The sequence below is a fragment of the Micromonospora sp. NPDC048871 genome (genome assembly GCF_043198155.1).
Lineage (GTDB): Bacteria > Actinomycetota > Actinomycetes > Mycobacteriales > Micromonosporaceae > Micromonospora.
Map to the genome: position 1 here is coordinate 99,099 of NZ_JBICUM010000001.1, position 17,235 is coordinate 116,333.

General features: G+C 70.8%; 20 protein-coding genes. 11 read left to right on the forward strand and 9 right to left on the reverse strand.

Going from position 1 to position 17,235, the window contains the following annotated elements:
* Positions 1-375: 375 nt before the first annotated feature.
* Positions 376-1,293 (forward strand): DNA-3-methyladenine glycosylase family protein, encoded by a 918-nt coding sequence (locus tag ACGFIK_RS00460; RefSeq protein ID WP_393337002.1) that lies wholly within the window; start codon positions 376-378, stop codon positions 1,291-1,293.
* 26 nt (positions 1,294-1,319) lie between these two features.
* Here the strand turns inward: ACGFIK_RS00460 and ACGFIK_RS00465 are convergent, their stop codons facing one another.
* The gene (locus ACGFIK_RS00465) at positions 1,320-1,532 is read right to left on the reverse strand and encodes a hypothetical protein (protein ID WP_327022046.1); all 213 of its coding nucleotides are present in this window, start codon (positions 1,530-1,532) and stop codon (positions 1,320-1,322) included.
* Positions 1,533-1,667: 135 nt separating this feature from the next.
* Here ACGFIK_RS00465 and ACGFIK_RS00470 point away from each other — a divergent pair, with 135 nt between their 5' ends.
* Together ACGFIK_RS00470 and ACGFIK_RS00475 are read left to right on the forward strand one after the other, a co-directional pair.
* Positions 1,668-2,780, forward strand: coding sequence for an ATP-dependent DNA ligase (locus ACGFIK_RS00470; RefSeq protein ID WP_327027201.1), 1,113 nt, complete (start codon positions 1,668-1,670; stop codon positions 2,778-2,780).
* 33 nt (positions 2,781-2,813) lie between these two features.
* The gene (locus ACGFIK_RS00475) at positions 2,814-4,397 is read left to right on the forward strand and encodes an alpha/beta hydrolase (RefSeq protein ID WP_393337005.1); all 1,584 of its coding nucleotides are present in this window, start codon (positions 2,814-2,816) and stop codon (positions 4,395-4,397) included.
* An 82-nt stretch (positions 4,398-4,479) separates the two neighbouring features.
* Here ACGFIK_RS00475 and ACGFIK_RS00480 read toward each other — a convergent pair whose 3' ends face one another.
* Positions 4,480-6,108 carry a hypothetical protein gene (locus ACGFIK_RS00480; RefSeq protein ID WP_327022047.1) on the reverse strand — a complete coding sequence of 543 codons (1,629 nt, stop codon included), beginning with the start codon at positions 6,106-6,108 and terminating at the stop codon, positions 4,480-4,482.
* Between the two features lie 354 nt (positions 6,109-6,462).
* Here ACGFIK_RS00480 and ACGFIK_RS00485 point away from each other — a divergent pair, with 354 nt between their 5' ends.
* Entirely contained in the window at positions 6,463-7,122 is a 660-nt protein-coding gene (locus ACGFIK_RS00485; RefSeq protein WP_393337008.1) for a C39 family peptidase, read from the forward strand.
* Between the two features lie 98 nt (positions 7,123-7,220).
* On the forward strand, positions 7,221-7,673 hold the full coding sequence (locus ACGFIK_RS00490; RefSeq protein ID WP_393337011.1) for a GNAT family N-acetyltransferase: 453 nt from the start codon (positions 7,221-7,223) through the stop codon (positions 7,671-7,673).
* Here ACGFIK_RS00490 and ACGFIK_RS00495 read toward each other — a convergent pair.
* Positions 7,663-7,917, reverse strand: a complete 255-nt coding sequence (locus tag ACGFIK_RS00495) for a hypothetical protein (RefSeq protein WP_393337014.1) — start codon at positions 7,915-7,917, stop codon at positions 7,663-7,665. The genes ACGFIK_RS00490 and ACGFIK_RS00495 overlap by 11 nt on opposite strands.
* 404 nt (positions 7,918-8,321) lie before the next feature.
* Between ACGFIK_RS00495 and ACGFIK_RS00500 the strand changes: the two genes are divergently transcribed.
* Positions 8,322-9,188, forward strand: a complete 867-nt coding sequence (locus ACGFIK_RS00500; RefSeq protein ID WP_393337017.1) for a helix-turn-helix domain-containing protein — start codon at positions 8,322-8,324, stop codon at positions 9,186-9,188.
* On the forward strand, positions 9,181-9,378 hold the full coding sequence (locus ACGFIK_RS00505) for a DUF397 domain-containing protein (RefSeq protein WP_393337019.1): 198 nt from the start codon (positions 9,181-9,183) through the stop codon (positions 9,376-9,378). The genes ACGFIK_RS00500 and ACGFIK_RS00505 overlap by 8 nt, the downstream gene beginning before the upstream one ends.
* 131 nt (positions 9,379-9,509) lie before the next feature.
* On the opposite strand, the gene ligD is transcribed toward ACGFIK_RS00505, so the two are convergent.
* Positions 9,510-10,535 carry a non-homologous end-joining DNA ligase gene (ligD, locus tag ACGFIK_RS00510; RefSeq protein WP_327022053.1) on the reverse strand — a complete coding sequence of 342 codons (1,026 nt, stop codon included), beginning with the start codon at positions 10,533-10,535 and terminating at the stop codon, positions 9,510-9,512.
* A 47-nt stretch (positions 10,536-10,582) separates the two neighbouring features.
* Between ligD and msrB the strand changes: the two genes are divergently transcribed.
* Positions 10,583-10,993 carry a peptide-methionine (R)-S-oxide reductase MsrB gene (msrB, locus tag ACGFIK_RS00515; protein ID WP_327022054.1) on the forward strand — a complete coding sequence of 137 codons (411 nt, stop codon included), beginning with the start codon at positions 10,583-10,585 and terminating at the stop codon, positions 10,991-10,993.
* A 5-nt stretch (positions 10,994-10,998) separates the two neighbouring features.
* On the opposite strand, the gene ACGFIK_RS00520 is transcribed toward msrB, so the two are convergent.
* The 3 genes from ACGFIK_RS00520 to ACGFIK_RS00530 form a co-directional block, all read right to left on the reverse strand.
* Positions 10,999-11,661, reverse strand: a complete 663-nt coding sequence (locus ACGFIK_RS00520) for a DUF305 domain-containing protein (protein ID WP_327022055.1) — start codon at positions 11,659-11,661, stop codon at positions 10,999-11,001.
* Positions 11,646-12,395, reverse strand: a complete 750-nt coding sequence (locus ACGFIK_RS00525; protein WP_327022056.1) for a lytic polysaccharide monooxygenase — start codon at positions 12,393-12,395, stop codon at positions 11,646-11,648. The genes ACGFIK_RS00520 and ACGFIK_RS00525 overlap by 16 nt, the downstream gene beginning before the upstream one ends.
* A 93-nt stretch (positions 12,396-12,488) precedes the next feature.
* Positions 12,489-12,764, reverse strand: coding sequence for an isoamylase early set domain-containing protein (locus ACGFIK_RS00530; RefSeq protein ID WP_327022057.1), 276 nt, complete (start codon positions 12,762-12,764; stop codon positions 12,489-12,491).
* 196 nt (positions 12,765-12,960) lie between these two features.
* Here ACGFIK_RS00530 and ACGFIK_RS00535 point away from each other — a divergent pair, with 196 nt between their 5' ends.
* From ACGFIK_RS00535 to ACGFIK_RS00545, 3 genes are all read left to right on the forward strand, one after another.
* A complete protein-coding gene (locus ACGFIK_RS00535) occupies positions 12,961-13,221 on the forward strand; it encodes a Prokaryotic metallothionein (RefSeq protein ID WP_327022058.1) in 261 nt (86 codons plus the stop codon).
* A gap of 76 nt (positions 13,222-13,297) precedes the next feature.
* Positions 13,298-13,738 (forward strand): GNAT family N-acetyltransferase, encoded by a 441-nt coding sequence (locus ACGFIK_RS00540; protein ID WP_327022059.1) that lies wholly within the window; start codon positions 13,298-13,300, stop codon positions 13,736-13,738.
* 162 nt (positions 13,739-13,900) lie between these two features.
* Positions 13,901-14,986, forward strand: a complete 1,086-nt coding sequence (locus ACGFIK_RS00545; RefSeq protein WP_327027203.1) for a lytic polysaccharide monooxygenase — start codon at positions 13,901-13,903, stop codon at positions 14,984-14,986.
* Between the two features lie 139 nt (positions 14,987-15,125).
* On the opposite strand, the gene hemQ is transcribed toward ACGFIK_RS00545, so the two are convergent.
* Together hemQ and hemG are read right to left on the reverse strand one after the other, a co-directional pair.
* Positions 15,126-15,827 carry a hydrogen peroxide-dependent heme synthase gene (gene hemQ / locus ACGFIK_RS00550; protein WP_327022060.1) on the reverse strand — a complete coding sequence of 234 codons (702 nt, stop codon included), beginning with the start codon at positions 15,825-15,827 and terminating at the stop codon, positions 15,126-15,128.
* Positions 15,824-17,233, reverse strand: a complete 1,410-nt coding sequence (gene hemG, locus ACGFIK_RS00555; protein ID WP_327022061.1) for a protoporphyrinogen oxidase — start codon at positions 17,231-17,233, stop codon at positions 15,824-15,826. The genes hemQ and hemG overlap by 4 nt, the downstream gene beginning before the upstream one ends.
* Positions 17,234-17,235: the final 2 nt, after the last annotated feature.

A 17,235-nucleotide genomic window follows, 5' to 3' on the forward strand; every position in this document is an offset into this window, starting at 1 on the left:
CCTGAGCAGATTCCCCGTGACCCGCGGCAGGTCTGACCTCATCGGGGTGACCTCGTGGCCAGCCATCCGACATGCACCGGCTGCTATGCAGGCCGGGCGGATGCCGCGCTGGTCGGACCCTAACAGCGCACTTCACTTACAGGTGAGGAATCAAACCTTTCCATATTGATCGTGTCTCGGCGTGAGGTCAGTTACATCAGCAAATGGAGGTATTTGCCCGATGATTCCTGACCGTTCGGTGGTCCCCGCGATGAACGGAAGGTGACCGACGAGGGTCCGGAGCGCCGATCAGGGCCGAGCCGCCGGTATCCGGGGCGCCGGCCAGAGGCGGGTCCGGCGGTGTCCGGGGCGCCGGTGAGGTGGCACAGTGGGGTCGTGACCGGAGCCGCACCCACCGCCGGCCGGACCCTGCGCCCGCCGTCCGGCTACCGGCTGGTCGCCTCGATCCGGCCTCTGACCTTCAGCCCGTACGACCCCTGCGCCCGGATCACCGGCGACACCTTCTGGCTGGCGGCGCGCACCCCGGTCGGGCCCGCCACCCTGGCCCTGCACGCCACCGGCGACGAGTTGCGCGCCGAAGGGTACGGGCCCGGCGGCGGCTGGCTGGTCGAGCAGGCCGACGCGATCGCCGGGCTGCGCGACGACCTCACCGGCTTCGCCGACCTGGCCCGGTCCCACCCCGTGGTGGCCCGCCTGGCGGCCCAGCACCCAGGTCTGCGGATGCCCGCCACCGGGCTGGTCTTCCCCCGGGTGCTGCGGGCCGTCTTCGAGCAGAAGGTCACCGGCAAGGAGGCCTACCGGGCGTACGCGGCCACCGTCCGCCACTTCGCCGAGCCGGCACCGGGACCGGTGTCGCTGCTCCTGCCGCCCGAGCCGGGGGCCGTGGCAGCCGCCCCCTACTGGGTCTTCCACCCCTTCGGGGTGGAGCAGCGCCGCGCCGACACCCTGCGCCGGGCCGCCGCCGTCGCCGACCGGCTGGAACGCTGCGAGGACTCGGCGAGGGCCACCCGTGCCCTGCTGTCGATCAACGGGATCGGCCCGTGGACGGCCGCCGAGGTCGTCCGGGTGGCGTACGGCGACCCGGACGCGGTGAGCGTCGGCGACTACCACGTACCGAACACGGTGGCCTGGGCCCTGGCCGGCGAGGCCCGCGCGGACGACGCCCGGATGCTGGAGTTGCTGGAGCCGTTCCGGGGCCACCGGGGCCGGGTCTGCCGACTGCTGGAGGTGGCCGGCATCCACGCCCCCAGGTTCGGCCCCCGGATGCCGATCCGCTCCTTCGCCCGCTACTGACGGTCACCCCCGCTGCCAGCCGGGTCTCAGGCGGCCTCGTGCAGGTCGGCCAGGTCGACCGGGCTCCACCGGCGCAGCAGGGCCGCCAACTCGGCCACCGTGGCCGCCTCGCCGAGCACGTTGTCCCCGCCGCCGAAGCGGCTGGGGTAGCGGTGGGCCAGCCGGTAGACGTACCGGCCCCGGATCAGCTCGACGCTGACCCGCCACCGTCCGCAACACCCGCAGACCCACTCAGACACCCCGCGAAAGTAGCTCTGACCTGCGGTTATCCGAATCTCCCAGGCGCGCTGGGACAGCCCAGCGGCGGACACGCCACCCACCGGCACGCCGTGATGTGCCTCACCGTTGTCGGTGGCTTCTGGTTGACTGTCGCCGTGGACCTGCCGATCAATCCGCCGGTGGAGCCGATGCTCGCCCGCAGTGTCGCCTCGATCCCCACCGGGCCGGGGATGACCTACGAGCCCAAGTGGGACGGGTTCCGCTGCATCATCTTCCGCGACGGCGACGAGGTGGAGCTGGCCAGCCGGGGCGGCAAGCTGATGACCCGCTACTTCCCCGAGGTGGTCGAGCAGGCCCGTCGGCAGTTGCCGGCCCGCTGCGCGGTCGACGGCGAGCTGATCGTGATCCGCCGCGACGGCCCGGAGGCCGCCCCCCGGCTCGATTTCGAGCTGCTGGCGCAGCGCATCCACCCGGCCGCCTCCCGGGTGAAGCTGCTCGCCGAGACCACCCCGGCCGACTTCGTCGCCTTCGACCTGCTCGCCCTCGACGACGAGAGCCTGCTGGAGGTGCCGTACCCGACCCGGCGCGCCCGGCTGGAGCAGGCCCTGGCAAAGGTGCGCCCGCCGGTGCACCTCACCCAGATCACCACCGAGGCCGAGACCGCCCGCCGCTGGTTCGAGGTGTTCGAGGGCGCCGGTCTCGACGGGCTGATCGCCAAACCCGCCGACCTGCCCTACGAGCCGGGCAAGCGGTTGATGTTCAAGGTCAAGCACGCCCGCACCGCGGACGTGGTGGTCGCCGGGTTCCGCTGGCACAAGTCCGGGCCGGTGGTCGGTTCCCTGCTGCTTGGGCTCTACGACGACGCGCAGGTGCTGCACCACATCGGAGTGAGCGCCTCGTTCACCATGGCCCGTCGGGCCGAGCTGCTGGAGGAGTTGGCCCCCTACCGCGAGGTCGCAGACGATCACCCGTGGGTGCACGGCGACCACGAGCGCGGCCAACGCATCCCGGGCGGGGTCAGCCGGTGGACCGGCACGAAGAACCTGGAATGGGAGCCCCTGCGCCCGGAGCTGGTGGTCGAGGTGGCGTACGACGCGATGGAGGGTGACCGGTTCCGGCACACCGCGCGGTTCGTCCGCTGGCGGCCCGACCGGGACCCCCTCTCCTGCCGGTACGACCAGTTGGAGCGGCCGATCCGGTTCGACGTGGACCAGGTCCTGCGCGGCGATCCGGCGGTGACGGTGGGGTCCGCTTCCGGTTCGGCGTAGCCTGACGATCGCACCGATCCCGGAGGCCCGCTCGTGACCCGTACTTCCGCACCGATCCGCCGTCGACGGCGCACCCTGGCCGGTCTGGTCGCCGCCGCGGTGGTCGCCGCCGGTTGCACCCTGCCGGCGCTGGCGCCGCACGACGACACCGTCAGCAGGGCCGCCCCACCGGGCACGACACCGACCTGGCAGGCTTGCCCGGAGGCCGCCGACGAGGTGGTCGGGCGAGGGGCACCGGGCATCCGGTACGAGTGCACCCGCATCCGGGTCCCCCGCGACTGGGCCGGCGGCAGTGGCGCCACGACCGGCCCCGGTGCCGGAGAGACCTTCGAGATCGCCCTGATCCGGGCCCGCTCCGAAAACCAACGCGACCGGATCGGTTCCCTGCTGGTCAACCCCGGTGGTCCCGGCGGTTCCGGAGTGGACACCGCCGTCTACCTCTCCTTCGGCGAGCGGTACGGCGGGCTGCCCGACCGCATCCTGGAACGCTTCGACATCGTCGGCTTCGACCCTCGCGGGGTGGCCCGGTCCAGCCCGGTGGAGTGCATCTCCGACGACGACCTGGACGCCGTCTTCGGCTCCGATCCCGACCCGCAGAGCCAGGAGTCCTTCGACGGCCTGGTCGACCTCGCCGACCGCATCGGCCAGGGCTGCGGCGACAAGTACGGCGACCAACTCCCGCTGTACGGCACCGAGCAGGCCGCCCGGGACATGGACGCGATCCGCGCGGCGGTCGGCGACGACCAGCTCACCTACCTGGGCTACTCCTACGGCACCCTGCTCGGTGCCACGTACGCCCAACTGTTCCCCACCCGGGTGCGGGCGCTGGTGCTCGACGGGGCGATCGACCCCCGACAGGGTCTGATCGAGGGCTCGGAGAGCCAGGCCAAGGGCTTCGAGCGGGCCTTCGACAACTTCCACCGGTGGTGTGCTGCCAACGCCGCCCGCTGCCCGATCGCCCCGGACGCCCGGGCGGCGGTCGTCTCCGCGATCGACAAGGCCCGGGTGTCCCCGGCCCGTTCCGCCGACGGTCGGGAAGCCACCGCCGGCTGGGTCTTCTACGCGGTCATCTCCTCCCTCTACACCGAGAGCGGCTGGCAGGAGTTGGCCCGCGCCATCGACCAACTGGAGGGCGGCAACCCGCAGGGCGTGTTCCAACTGGCCGACAATTACGCCGACCGCGACGACCGGGGCCACTACACCAACCTCTTCGACGCCAACACGGCGATCAACTGCGCCGACGAGGAGGAACGGCCCGACCTGGACCGCATCCGCCAACTGCAGTCCCAGTGGCGAGGACAGTACCCGTTGTTCGGCCCGGCCCTGGCCACCGGCCTGATCTCCTGCACCGAATGGCCGGGCGGCAGCGACCCCTACCCCACCGGCCGCGCCGACGGCGCCCCACCCATCCTGATCATCGGCACCACCGGCGACCCGGCGACCCCGTACGAGCAGGCCCCGGCCCTGGCCGAGATGCTCGGGGTGGGGCGGCTGCTCACCTGGGAGGGTGAGGGTCACACGGCATACCCGCAGACCGCCTGCATCACGGCTGCCGTCGACGCCTACCTGATCGACCTCACCGTCCCTGCCGAAGGCAAACGCTGCCCGGCCCGCTAGCCGCAGCCCTACCTCTGCCAGCTCGGGCGGCTTGGGCCACCACCCCCTTACGCCAGGTCACCGGATTCACGGCACCATCAGGTCAACTGGTGCTGGTGGGAACGGTGCCGAGGCTGACCAACCAGGCCCCTCGGTAGACGACGACTGGTTCGCCGGTGCCGTCCCGGCGAGCGATCACCACGACGTCGAGATCTCCTGGTTCTGATCGGCTTTTGAGCGGACGCAGCGAGATCAGCAGGTGCTCCTGGTCCGGTGTGAGGATTACGTTGGCGACCCGCTGGTCAGGGCCGGCGCCGGTGGGAATCTCGACCCGGCCGCCGGAGCTGTCGGTCACCAGCAGCCGATCCACCCGTTCGCGTCCGCTCTCGGCGAGAAGGGTGTGCAGCACCGCACCGTCACCGAGGGTCTCTCGGGGGAAGGTTCCGGACGGGGCGCTGGTGACCGTACCGTCGGGGCTGAGGGTGAGGGTCTGCTTGCCCGGCTCGAACCACAGCGCCGACAACGCGGCTGTGCCGGTCGGCGGGAATTCGTGCTGCCACACCGTCACCTCCGACGCCTCCGGTGTGTTCGCGTGGAGGGTCGCGGTCGCGGTGGAGAGTCGTACCGACCAGGCGCGGCTGGGCCGGGGCACCCGTTGGCCGTCCGGACGGGCCTCCAGTTCGACGACCAGGGCGTGGTCGCCGGAAACCGTCGCGGTGACGGTGCCGGTCGTCGGCGGCAGCTCCGCCGGCCGGGTCGGCTGTTCGCCGCTGGGCGCGGTGCCGTCACCGACCACCGGGGTGACCGCGCCCGACTTCAGGTCGAGTACGGAGAGTCGGCCCTTGCCGGAACGGTTGTCCTCCACGATGGCGCGCCGCCCGTCAGGAGCGAAGGCGACCTCGCCGACCGGAGAAAGCAGGTCACGTACCTCCCCCTTCGGGGTGACCAGGCTGATCCGGCGGGGGCCGGGAGCCGTCCGGTGCAGCAGAGCGAACCCGTCGCCGGTGAAGACCCCAGGGAACTCCGCCCCGCTGACCGTCACGGTGGGCCGGGACTGGCCGGTCCTGGTGTCCGCGATGACGAGTTGCCGAGGGTCCTGGCGGGTGAGCGCGGCGAGGTAGCGGCCGTCGGGTGTGGCGGCGATCGGATACGACGGCAGCTCGACGGCCGGGCTCGCCGCTCCGGACGCCAGGTCGATCCCGCCGTACCGCCCGCCCTGCCGGTCCTCCCAGATCACCCCGCCTCGGTCGGCGATCTTGCAGAAGGCCTCTTCCACCGGTAGCCCGACCCTGCCGTCGCCGGTGACGGTGAGACAACTGGATGCCGTGATCGACAGCGTGGCATCGACGTTGAAGGCCCGGTCGGCGTACCCGAGATCGGGCAGCGTGACGTCGCGCAGGCGACCGTCGACGAGCACGGCGTCACGGCGATCCTCACCCAGCCCTCGGGCGACGGTCGGGAGACGGGGATCACCGCCGAAGGCGACCTGGGTGTGTCGCCGAGCGGGCGTCAGGCCGGCGAGGTCATCGCCGAACCGTTCCAGCGCGAGCAGCCCGGTCACATCCTCCGTCACGGGAACCGCCAGCACCGCCGGACCGAGCCCACGCACCTCAGCCGGCACCTGCGCCACTCGGACGGGCAGATCGTCCTGTTCCGCTTCGGTGCAGCTCGTGGCCGTGCTCAGCAGCAGCAGGGCGAGCACCATCGACGCAGCCTGGCGGATAACAGTCATTCGGGCATTGTGATCCCCTTCGGCAAGCCGCCGCCCGGGGTAGGGGGCCCGAGAATTCATGCCCGATACCTCCCTGCCGTCCGGTATAAGACCGTTTATGAGGCGGCCCGATCAGCCGACGGCGCGGAATGATGCTCGGCCGCGGGTCGTTGTACATGGCATACCGCGAGGGCTTCCCCCGCCCCGCAACGCGGTCTCCCGGAACCCCTGGAATGTGGGGGCGCCCGGGATCGTTACATCCCCCGGACGCCCGAGCACCCCCGCCGGGCGTTCCTCTTTCCCCCCGCAGCACCGCGAACCCCGAACCGGGTTGATTCCTGCTGCGTACCCCCGAACGGAAGGTGTGAGTCGATCATGCGTACCACCATCCTGCGTAAGACCGCTCTGACCGTCGCCGCTGCCGCCGCCACCGCCGGTGGCATCGCCGGCCCCGCTGTCGCCGCCTACGCCGCCCCCGCGCCGGCCGCCGCCGCTTCGGTGCAGGCCGACCGCAAGCCCAGCGACGAGCGCCAGCTCGACGTACGCTACGAGGCCCAGCCCAACTTCTACTTCTGCGGCCCGGCCGCCGCCCGTAACGCGCTGAGCGTGCAGGGCAAGAACATCGACGTGTACGACATGGCCAAGCGGATGGGTACCACCGAGGCCGGTACCGACTCCATCAACGACATCACGCCGGTGCTGAACAAGGAGACCGGTAAGGACGTCTACAAGTCGGTGGAGATCCGGGACGCCAAGGCCGCCGAGAAGCATGCCGACAAGCTGCGCGAGGACATCGTGCGGACCGTCGACGACGGCCGTGCAGTGGTTGCCAACATCGCCGGCACCGCCACCGACACCGACGGCGGCGTGCACAGCTTCGAGGGCGGGCACTACGTCAGCGTCACCGGATACGACGACGAGGGCGAGACCGTGACCATCGCCGACTCGGCCGACCCGGCCAAGGCCTCGTACCGGATGGACGTCGACACCCTCGCCAACTGGATCGCCACCCGCGGTTACTCCGCAGCCTCCTGACGATCCGACAACCGAACACTCGAAGGGCCGACCCCCTGCCGGGGTCGGCCCTTCGGTCTGCCGGAAACCGGTCGCCGCAGGTATGTCACCCTCACTGAATGAACGACATGATCTTCCGTACGGCGATCCGGGCCGACCTGCCTACGGTGCTCGACCTGCTCGCCGACGACATGCTGGGACGTACCCGGGACGTCGGAGAGGTCGACGCCACCTACGAGAAGGCGTTCGCGGACATCACCGCCGACCCGCGCAACCACCTAGTGATCGCCGAGGTCGACGGCGAGGTGGTCGGCTGCATGCAGCTCACCTACATCCCCGGGCTCGGTCGGCACGGGGCCGAACGGCAACTGATCGAGTCGGTTCGGGTTCGCTCCGATCAGCGGGGTCGGGGCCTGGGTCGGCTGATGATGACCTGGGCGATCGAGCAGGCGCGGCTGCGTGGCTGCGGCCTGGTGCAACTCACCACCGACAAGAGCCGCCACGACGCCCACCGCTTCTACCTGGGGCTCGGCTTCGTCGCCAGCCACGAGGGCATGAAGCTCACTCTCTGACGCCGTCGCCGGTCGGCTGCTCGGCCAGCCGGGGACGCCCGACCTGGCAGTCGAGGATGCCGGCCCAGAAGCTGGTCAGTACCGAAAGGCTCGAACCGTGGGTCAGGCTCCGGGCGGCATTGCGGATCAACCAGAAATCGCCTTCCGGCAGGACGACCGCCCACCCGACCGGCCCGTCGTCCTCGGTCGCCAGAACCAGCAGTATCGGCTGACTGACCACCTCGATCTCGGGCAGGTCCGCCACCTCCACAGGCTTCAGCCCTGGCTGCCGGCTCACCGGCTGCCGCCCCGGTTGCATCGCCCCACCACACGACTGGGGCGCAGCCCCACCCTCGTCGTCGTCCGTCGCTCAGGCTGGGCCGCCGTGGGGACATGCCCGGCAGACTCATCGGACCCATCAGAGCAGGTCGACTCCTCCACCACGTCAAACGGATCGTCCTTGCGCTGAAACCACTTCCACCGACCCACCTCGAAACCTCCCAATGCCAGCGACCAATCTCCTTCCGGAGCCAGAATCTGCGCGGCGCGAGCGATCGCGCAACATTCCTCGTGAGACAGTCACCTGGAGATGCTCTTTTCGTTTGCCGATGCGCAGGCCGTCTCGCGGCAAGCCCGGTGATGCGTCGGCATGAGACAGAGAGGACGGCCATGGCCGAAGTCGGCTCCACGGTGCCCCGACGGGAACTCGGACGGCTACTCCGCCAGACCCGGGAGCAGGCCGGGATCGGTTTGGAGGCCGCTGCCTCGGATCTTGAATGGTCGCGGGCCAAGATGTATCGGATCGAATCAGGGCAGACTCCGATCCGTGCACTTGACGTCGAGCAGATGTGCCGGCTCTACGGCGCCTCGCCGGAGATGTCAGAGGTACTGGTCAGCCTCGCCAAGGAGTCCAAGAGCAAGGGTTGGTATCACGCCTACGGTGACGTGATCCCCCGATGGTTCCAGTTGTACGTGGGGCTTGAGTCCGCCGCGACTCGCATCCGCACCTACGAGCAGAGCCTGGTTCCTGGGCTGCTACAGACTCCCGACTACACGACAGCGGTCGCGAAGTGCCGACCGAACATCACCGATGACGAGGTCGCAAAAATCGTCGAGTTGCGGCTGGAACGACAGCGCATTCTCACCAGGCAGCGGCCGGCCGCGCCCACGCTGGACGTGATCCTCGACGAGGGTCTTCTGCACAAGAACGTGCCCGGCATGTCTCGGCAAATCGACAAGCTGATCGAGGCCAGCGAGGCACCCAACGCGACCGTCAGAATCGCTCCGCTTGGCGGCAAGCTCAACCGTGCGGCCGTCGCCGGCAGTTTCGTGATCCTGGACTTCCCCGCCAAGGGGGCTCGATCAGCCGAACCAACTACCGTGTTCCACGAAAGCCTCTCCGGCGCGTTGTACCTTGATCGTCTAGATGAGGTCCGAGCGTACGCCGAGGTGTGGAACCAACTCAGCGCAACAGCGTTGAGCAGCGAGGAATCCCGCGCGCTCCTGCGACGAGTCAAGGAGAGGCATCATGACTGACCTACGCAGTGCGACTTGGCGCAAGGCCACTTACAGCAGCGACCAGGGGAACTGTGTCGAGGTGGCCGACGATCTTGGTGGGCTCGTGGGGGTGCGGGACAGCAAGGACATCACCGGGCCGGTGCTGCTGTTCGCCCCCACCCAGTGGCGGTCCTTCGTAGCGACCATCAAGGCCGACGACCTCTCGTAGCCCTTCACCCCGCCCCGAGCCCACGCACCCGCAAGATCGCGCTCGATCTGGGATCGAGTGGTCTCGGAGCCAATCAAGGCCACTCGATCCTGGATCGAGCGCGATCTTCAAAGGCCCGTACGAAAAGCGAGTCAGCGGGGGCGGTCGCGGTCCTTGGAGGGTTGGACCCGCTTCGGCTCACCCGGCATCTTCGGGTGGTCCGGGGGGTAGGGCAGATCGCCCTCGCCGGCGGCGGCGTCCCGCTCGGCCCACTCCAGCAGCGGGGTGATGTCCCACGCGGTGTCGTCGATGCCGGCGTGCGGGTCGCCCTGCTCGGCCAGCCGCTGCGGGACCGTACCCAGGTCGAAGTCGTCCGGGTCGACCTGGGGCAACTCCTCCCAGGTGACCGGGGTGGAGACCGTGGCCCGGGCGTTGGCTCGCAGCGAGTACGCACACGCGATGGTGCGGTCCCGGGCCATCTGGTTGAAGTCGACGAAGACCCGTTCGCCGCGTTCCTCCTTCCACCAGGCGGTGGTGACCAGGTCGGGGCGGCGGCGGGCCAGTTCCCGGGCCAGGGCGATGGTGGCCCGGCGTACCTCGACGAAGGTCCACCGTGGCTGGATTCGCAGGTAGACGTGCACCCCCCGCCCGCCGGAGGTCTTCGGCCAGCCGGGCACGCCCAGCTCGTCGAGGATGGCCCGCAGCTCGGCGGCGGCGGTGGCGGCGTGGGCGAAGTCGGTGCCGGGCTGCGGGTCGAGGTCTACCCGCAGTTCGTCGGGGCGGTCCGGGTCGGCGGCGCGTACCGGCCACGGGTGGAACACGACAGTGCCCATCTGTGCCGCCCAGGCCACATGGGCCAGGTCCGCCGGGCAGAGCTCCGCCGCCGTACGCCCACTGGGGAAGGTGATCTCGCTGGTCCGCACCCAGGGCGGCACCCCCCGGGTCGGCACCCGCTTGGAGAAGAACATCTCCCCCTCGATGCCGTCCGGGAAGCGTTGCAGGGTGGTCGGCCGTTCGCGCAGGGCACGCAGGATGCCCTCGCCCACCGCCAGGTAGTAGCCGAAGACGTCGGCCTTGGTGAAGCCCCGCTTCGGAAAGATCACCCGGTCCGGGCTGGACAGCCGTACGGTGTGTCCGGCGACCTCGATCTCCTGGGCCGCCGCCTTCGTGCCTGCCATTTCGCGACCATATGCGATGGGTCCGACGTTCGACGTACCGTTGACGGGTGAGTCTTCCCGACAGTGAACTGCCCCGCACCGAGGACGAGTGGCGGGTCCGGCTCAGCCCCGAGGAGTTCCGGGTGCTGCGCGAGCACGGCACGGAGCCCGCCTGGACCGGCGAGTACGTCGACACCAAGACCCCCGGCATGTACCACTGCCGGGCCTGCGGTGCCGAGTTGTACCCCAGTGACACCAAGTTCGACTCGCACTGCGGGTGGCCGAGCTTCGACGACGCCATCCCGGGTGCGATCAAGGAGATCGAGGACAACTCCCTGGGCATGCGGCGCACGGAGATCCGCTGCGCCCGCTGCGACAGCCACCTGGGGCATGTCTTCCGGGGCGAGGGCTTCACCCCGAAGAACACCCGCCACTGCGTGAACTCGCTGTCGATTCGCCTGGACCCCAGCACCCCCTGAGCCGGTCAGGCCGCTGCCGGGTGGGCGGCCAGCATCGCTACCTGGGCGGTACGGGACTGCTCGATGCGTCGGGCCAGGTCGCGTACCCCCTGCTCGGTGCCGGCCGCCAGGTGGGCGCGGGCCAGGTCGGCGGCGGCCCGCTGGTGGGCAGACAGCACCTCGATCAACACCTTGTCGACCTCGCCGTCCTCGGCGTCGCGCAGCCGGGCCAACTGGTCCGGGCCGGCGCCGTGGCCGGTGTGGTCGTCGGCGCGGGCGCTGCGTCCGGCCTGCGCCAACCAGCGGCGTACGGTGGCCAGTTCCTCGGCCTCGGTCACCTCGATGGCGGCGACCAGGGTACGCAGTTCCGGGTCGGTCAGCCGGTCGTGCACCAGCCGGACGATCCGCAGGGTCTGTTCGGTGTGCCCGGCCGTCATCGACAGGTACAGCAGGTCCACCCCGGTCATGTCGGTGGCCGTCGGGGTACCGGGTGCGTCACGGGTGGGTGACGCCGCCCGGCCACCGGTGTCGGCCGCCGAGGCGGAGGAAGTCGCGGTCGAGGCTGCCGATCCGCCGCCACAGCCGGTGGCCGACAGCACGAGGGTCAGGGCCAGCGCCGCCCGGAACAGGGCGAAGGGCAGGCGCGGCCGGTCAAGGCCGCACCTGCCGCTGCTCAGAGCAGGCTCCACAGCGCTGGTACGTTCGGCGGCTCCCAACCGGCGATCGCGGTGTGCGCCTGCCGGCACCGGTACGCCCGCCCGCCGTAGGTGACCTGGTCGCCGACGGCGTACGCCCGGCCTGCGGTCCAGGTGCCCCCGGCCGGCAGGGTGGTGGTCGGTGCCGGGGTGGGCGACGGCGGCGGGCTGGTCGGGCCCGGGGTGGTCGGGCTCGGACTGGGCGGTGGGTTGCCGCCACCGCCGATCTGGAGGTCGACGCAGGAGTAGAAGGCGTTGGCGGTGTCCGCGATGTTCCAGACGGCCAGCACCTTCTGGCGGCCGGGATAGCCGGACAGGTTGACGCTGTGCGAGACCGTGGGGCCCGGCTGGCGTCCGCCGCCGCTGAACACGGCGACCCGGGTGTTGCCGATGAAGTACTCCCAGTCGCGGGTGGCGTGCATCGCGGTGTTCACCCAGGTGAAGGTGACCGTGGTGCCGACCGAGGTGGCGGGCCAGCCCCGGTTGTCGTCGTTGAGGACGGCGAAGTGGGAGATGTTGGCATGGCAGGTACGCAGCCCCTTGGGGCCTTCGACACTCTGCGGCTCCCACCGGATCTGCCCGCAGTCGGGCACCCGGTTCTGGGCGCAGAGGGCCTGCCGGCTGGGCGGTGACGAGACGTAACCGTGGGCCTGGGCCGGGGTGGCGACGGCCAGGGTGGAGATCATGGCGCCGGTCGTGGCCAGGGCGAGGGTGAGTCTTCGACGCATGGCGGCACTCCTTTTCGGCGTGTTGCCTGGTGAGGTGCCACCAACATAATTTAAACATTGTTAACAGTAAAGACTGCTATCAATAAAAGGGGCTCACAGCATCAGCAGGCCACCATGGTCGTCGAGCCGGTCGGCGGACTCGTCGTCGAACCACAGCCCACCGCTGGCCAGGTAGCGGAAGCGGTGCTGCCCCGGCCCCAGCCGTACGGTCACCGTCCGAGTGCCGTCACGCCGGGCCACCAGCACGTGCTCACCGGGCCGCCAGTCGTTGAAGGACCCGACCACGCTGACCGTGCCGGGCGGGGTGTCCCGGGGAAGACAGAAGGTGACCCGGGTCTGACTGCCGAACAGCCGGTTGCGCTTGATCATTGTTCCTCCCGGTTCGGGTGCTCCACCGAAAGGCGGCGGCCGGGCCGCCGCCTCCGGCCAGGTCACTGGGTACAACGGCGCACCGGCGACCGGCGACACGCCGCCCCGTACGGGCGATGCAGGCTGGTTCCCACCGGGCCGGCCGACGACCTGCCGCACCCTGGGCAGGACACCGGCTAGCGAAGGGATGTGCGTCGTGGCGACGTGCGAGGTCTGCGGAAACGACTACTGGTTGGCCTTCGAGGTACGCACCGTCAGCGGGGACGTGCACACCTTCGACAGCTTCGAGTGCGCCGCGCACAAGCTGGCCCCGATCTGCGAACACTGCCAGGTGAAGATCGTCGGGCACGGGGTGGAGGTGTCCGGGCGCTTCTTCTGCTGCGGCCACTGCGCCCGCGCGGTCGAGGCCGAGCACGGCGCCCAGATCCGCGACGCGGTAGGCGCCCGCCCCGCCTGACCGGCACCCGCCCGCCGCCCCCGAGCACCCGGGACCCGCGACGGGCAAGGGCCGGGCGAGGCTCTAACCTGGGCCGATGCCGAGCACGCACCTCCGGATCGCCGGCTTCGCCGACCTGGACGCCCGCACCTTCCACGACCTGGTACGGCTGCGCATCGACGTGTTCGTGGTCGAGCAGGAGTGCGCGTACCCGGAACTCGACGGTCGGGACCTCGAACCCGGCACCCGACACCTCTGGCTGGCGCGCGACGGCGCCGTCCTGGCGTACCTGCGGATTCTGGCCGACCCCGACGGGGTGGCCCGGATCGGTCGGGTGGTGGTGGCCCCCTCGGCGCGCGGCGCCGGGCATGCCGGGCGGCTGCTGGCCGCGGCGCTGGCCGAGATCGGCGACCGGCCGTGCGTGCTGGAGGCCCAGTCCCACCTGGTCGACTTCTACGCCCGACGCGGGTTCACGGTCAGCGGCCCGGACTATGTCGAGGACGGCATCCCGCACACCCCGATGCGCCGCGACCCCTGACCCTGAACCAGGGCGATTGACGGCTGGCGATGTTTTGTGCCATTCTTCCGCACGGAGCTATACCGCAGTGCCACGCGGACCGGCGCGGGAGAGGCAACTCCCGGGCGTTCGGGCGATGTCGCAATCCGACGACTCCCCCTGGGGGCTCCATCCATGTCCAAAATGCTCAAACCCTCTAGGCTGGTCGGCCTGCTCGCCACCGCGGCGGCCGCCACCCTGCTCGTCTCCACCGCTCTGGTCAACTCCGCCTCCGCACACGGCTCGGTGGTCAACCCCGGAGCCCGCGCCTACAGCTGCTGGGAGCGCTGGGGTGGCGACCACATGAACCCTCGGATGGCCACCGAGGACCCGATGTGCTGGCAGGCCTGGCAGGCCAACCCGCAGGCCATGTGGAACTGGAACGGCCAGTTCCGTGAGGGCGTTGGCGGCAACCACCAGGCGGCCATCCCGGACGGCCAGCTCTGCTCGGGCGGTCGCGCCGAGGGTGGGCGGTACAACGCCCTGGACACCGTCGGCGCCTGGCGGACCACCCAGGTCTCCAACAGCTTCCGACTGAAGTTCTTCGACCAGGCCAGTCACGGGGCCGACTACATCCGGGTGTACGCGACCCGGCAGGGATTCGACGCGCTGACCAAGCCCCTGGCCTGGTCGGACCTGGAGCTCGTGGGGCAGATCGGCAACACCCCGGCCTCCCAGTGGCAGCGTGAGGTCGACGGCGTCTCCATCGAGATCCCGGTGAACGCGCCGGGTCGCAGCGGCCGGCACATCATCTACACCATCTGGCAGGCCAGCCACTTCGACCAGTCGTACTACCACTGCAGCGACGTGCAGTTCGGTGGCAGCACCAACCCGCCGCCCACCACGCCGCCGCCGACCACTCCCCCGCCCACGACCCCGCCGCCCACCACTCCCCCGCCGTCCACTCCGCCGCCCAGCAACCCGCCGCCGGCGGGTGCCTGCTCGGCGACGTACCAGGTGACCAACACCTGGTCCGGTGGCTTCCAGGGTGAGGTGAAGGTGACCGCGGGCAACGCGGCGATCCGCGGCTGGCGAGTGACCTGGACGTACGCCAACGGCCAGCAGGTCAGCCAGGCATGGAATGCCACCGTCAGCTCCAGCGGCTCCACGGTGACCGCCACCAACGTCGGCTACAACGGCAGCCTCGGCGCGGGAGCCAGCACCACCTTCGGCTTCCTGGCCTCCGGCTCCAGCAGCGCACCCACGCTGACCTGTACGGCCACCACCTGATCCCGGGTGGGGTCGCGCCCTTCTCCCTCGGACGCGGCCCCGCCCGGCCGGGCCGGCCGGCCCTCGACTCCCGTCCGGGTGCCGGCGCCCTGAGTTGAAAAAGGGGTCCCCTGCTACCTCAGCAGGGGACCCCTTCTCGTCAGGCCAGGGCGGTGACGATGTCGGCGATGGAGCGGCGGCGGCCGGTGTAGAAGGGCACTTCCTCGCGTACGTGCAGCCGGGCCCGGGAAGCACGCAGGTCCCGCATCAGGTCCACGATCCGGTGCAGTTCGTCGGCCTCGAAGGCCAGCATCCACTCGTAGTCGCCGAGGGCGAAGGAGGCCACCGTGTTGGCGCGTACGTCCGGGTAGCCCCGGGCCATCTGGCCGTGCTCGGCGAGCAGTTCCCGCCGCTCGGCGTCCGGCAGCAGGTACCAGTCGTACGAGCGGACGAAGGGGTAGACGCACAGGTAGGCGCGGGCCTGCTCACCGGCGAGGAAGGCCGGGATGTGGCTCTTGTTGAACTCGGCCGGCCGGTGCAGGGCCATCTGCGACCAGACCGGGGTCATCGCCCGCCCCAGGGTGGTACGCCGGAACCGCAGGTAGGCGTCCTGGAGGGCGTCGCTGGAGGAGGAGTGCCACCAGATCATCAGGTCGGCGTCGGCGCGCAGCCCGGCCACGTCGTACGTGCCCCGGACCACCACATCCTTGCCGGCCAACTCCTCGATCAGGGACTCGACCTCGCCGGTGACGTTGTCGCGCAGCGAGGGCAGCGGTGCGCTGGCCCGGAACACCGACCACATGGTGTAGCGGATGGTGGAGTTGAGTTCCTTCAGCCGGGCCGCGTTGCTCTGCTCGGTCATCTCGCCGATCCTCCCAATGCTGTGATGATCTCCTCGGCCGCTGTCTCGCCGGAGCGGATGCAGACCGGGATGCCCACCCCGTCGTAGCCCGCTCCGGCCAGGGTCAACGTCGGATGCGCCGCCCGCAGGAGGGCCCGCGCGGCCGCGATCCGGTCCAGGTGGCCCGGGGTGTACTGCGGCAGCGCACCGCCCCAGCGCTGCACATGCCCGGCGATCGGGGCGGGCAGCGGGGTACCGATCACCGCGGACACCTCCCGGTGCACCGTGGCGGCCAGGTCCTCGTCGGGGCGCTGGAGCTGGGCCTCGTCGCCGTAGCGGCCCACCGAGGCGCGGACCAGGGCCACCCCGTCGTCCCGACGCAGGTGCCCCCACTTGGTGGTGAAGAAGGTGGAGGCCTTGATCAGCAGTCCCTCGGTGCTGGGCACCAAAAAACCGGAGAGCTGCGGCAGGGTCGCCTCGGGCAGGGCCAGGGTGACCAGGGCGACGCTGGCGTAGTCCAGTCCGCCGATGCTCCCCGCGACCGGCTCGGCGACCTCGGTCAGCAGTCGGGCCGCCGGCCGGGCCGGTAACGCCAGCACCACCGCGTCGACCTCGACATGCTCCGGGTCCCGGGTCGGTCCGACCGTCAGCCGCCAGCCGGTGTCGGTGGGGATCAACTCCCGTACGGCCGCGTTGGTGCGGATGGTGGCCCCGCTGGCCGTGGCCGCGGCCTCGACCAGGGTGCTCAGCCCGCCGTCCAGGGTGCCGAAGACCGGTTCGCCGACGGCCCGGGGTGCGGCGGCCTGCGCGGTCCGGACCGCGTCTAGCAGGGTGTGGCTGGTGCGGGCGGCCCGGGCCAGGGCGGGCATGGTGGTGACCAGGGAGAGGTCGTCGGCCCGGCCGGCGTACACACCGCCGAGCATCGGGTCGACCAGCCGGTCGACCACCTCGTCGCCGAACCGGGCCCGGACCAGTGCCCCGACGGAGATGTCCTCGGTGGCACCCAGCAGCGGAGCACCACCGTCGCGGTCGGCCTCCGGGGTCGGCCGGGCCACCGTCGCCACCTTGTCCAGATCCCCGGGTACGCCGACAAGGGTCCCGCCGGGGATGGGCCGCAGCCCGCCGTCCACGGCCAGGGCGGCCTGCCCGACGGTGGGGTGCACGATCCGCGCACCCAGCCCCAGGCGGTGGATCAGGCGTACCGCCGCCGACTGCCCGCCGGCCGGGTCGCGCATCAGGAAGGACTCCGCGCCGAACTCCACCGGCCCGCCGGCCAGCTCACCGGTACGCAGCTTGCCGCCGAGCAGGCCGGACTGCTCGTACATGGTGATCTCCGTGTCGGCGGGAGCCTGGTCGCGCAACCGGACCGCGGCGGCCAGTCCGGCGATGCCGCCGCCGATCACGGCCACCCGCCAGCGCGTCGTCATGG

What these genes read in the sequence shown, in the direction of transcription:
- ACGFIK_RS00540 (WP_327022059.1), top strand. Translation starts at nt 13,298, where the DNA reads ATGCCGAGCACGCACCTCCGGATCGCCGGCTTCGCCGACCTGGACGCC.
- ACGFIK_RS00545 (WP_327027203.1), top strand. Translation starts at nt 13,901, where the DNA reads ATGCTCAAACCCTCTAGGCTGGTCGGCCTGCTCGCCACCGCGGCGGCC.
- hemG (WP_327022061.1), bottom strand. Translation starts at nt 17,233, where the DNA reads ATGACGACGCGCTGGCGGGTGGCCGTGATCGGCGGCGGCATCGCCGGA.
- ACGFIK_RS00500 (WP_393337017.1), top strand. Translation starts at nt 8,322, where the DNA reads ATGGCCGAAGTCGGCTCCACGGTGCCCCGACGGGAACTCGGACGGCTA.
- hemQ (WP_327022060.1), bottom strand. Translation starts at nt 15,827, where the DNA reads ATGACCGAGCAGAGCAACGCGGCCCGGCTGAAGGAACTCAACTCCACC.
- ACGFIK_RS00505 (WP_393337019.1), top strand. Translation starts at nt 9,181, where the DNA reads ATGACTGACCTACGCAGTGCGACTTGGCGCAAGGCCACTTACAGCAGC.
- ACGFIK_RS00480 (WP_327022047.1), bottom strand. Translation starts at nt 6,108, where the DNA reads ATGACTGTTATCCGCCAGGCTGCGTCGATGGTGCTCGCCCTGCTGCTG.
- ACGFIK_RS00485 (WP_393337008.1), top strand. Translation starts at nt 6,463, where the DNA reads ATGCGTACCACCATCCTGCGTAAGACCGCTCTGACCGTCGCCGCTGCC.
- ACGFIK_RS00530 (WP_327022057.1), bottom strand. Translation starts at nt 12,764, where the DNA reads ATGATCAAGCGCAACCGGCTGTTCGGCAGTCAGACCCGGGTCACCTTC.
- ligD (WP_327022053.1), bottom strand. Translation starts at nt 10,535, where the DNA reads ATGGCAGGCACGAAGGCGGCGGCCCAGGAGATCGAGGTCGCCGGACAC.
- ACGFIK_RS00525 (WP_327022056.1), bottom strand. Translation starts at nt 12,395, where the DNA reads ATGCGTCGAAGACTCACCCTCGCCCTGGCCACGACCGGCGCCATGATC.
- ACGFIK_RS00490 (WP_393337011.1), top strand. Translation starts at nt 7,221, where the DNA reads ATGAACGACATGATCTTCCGTACGGCGATCCGGGCCGACCTGCCTACG.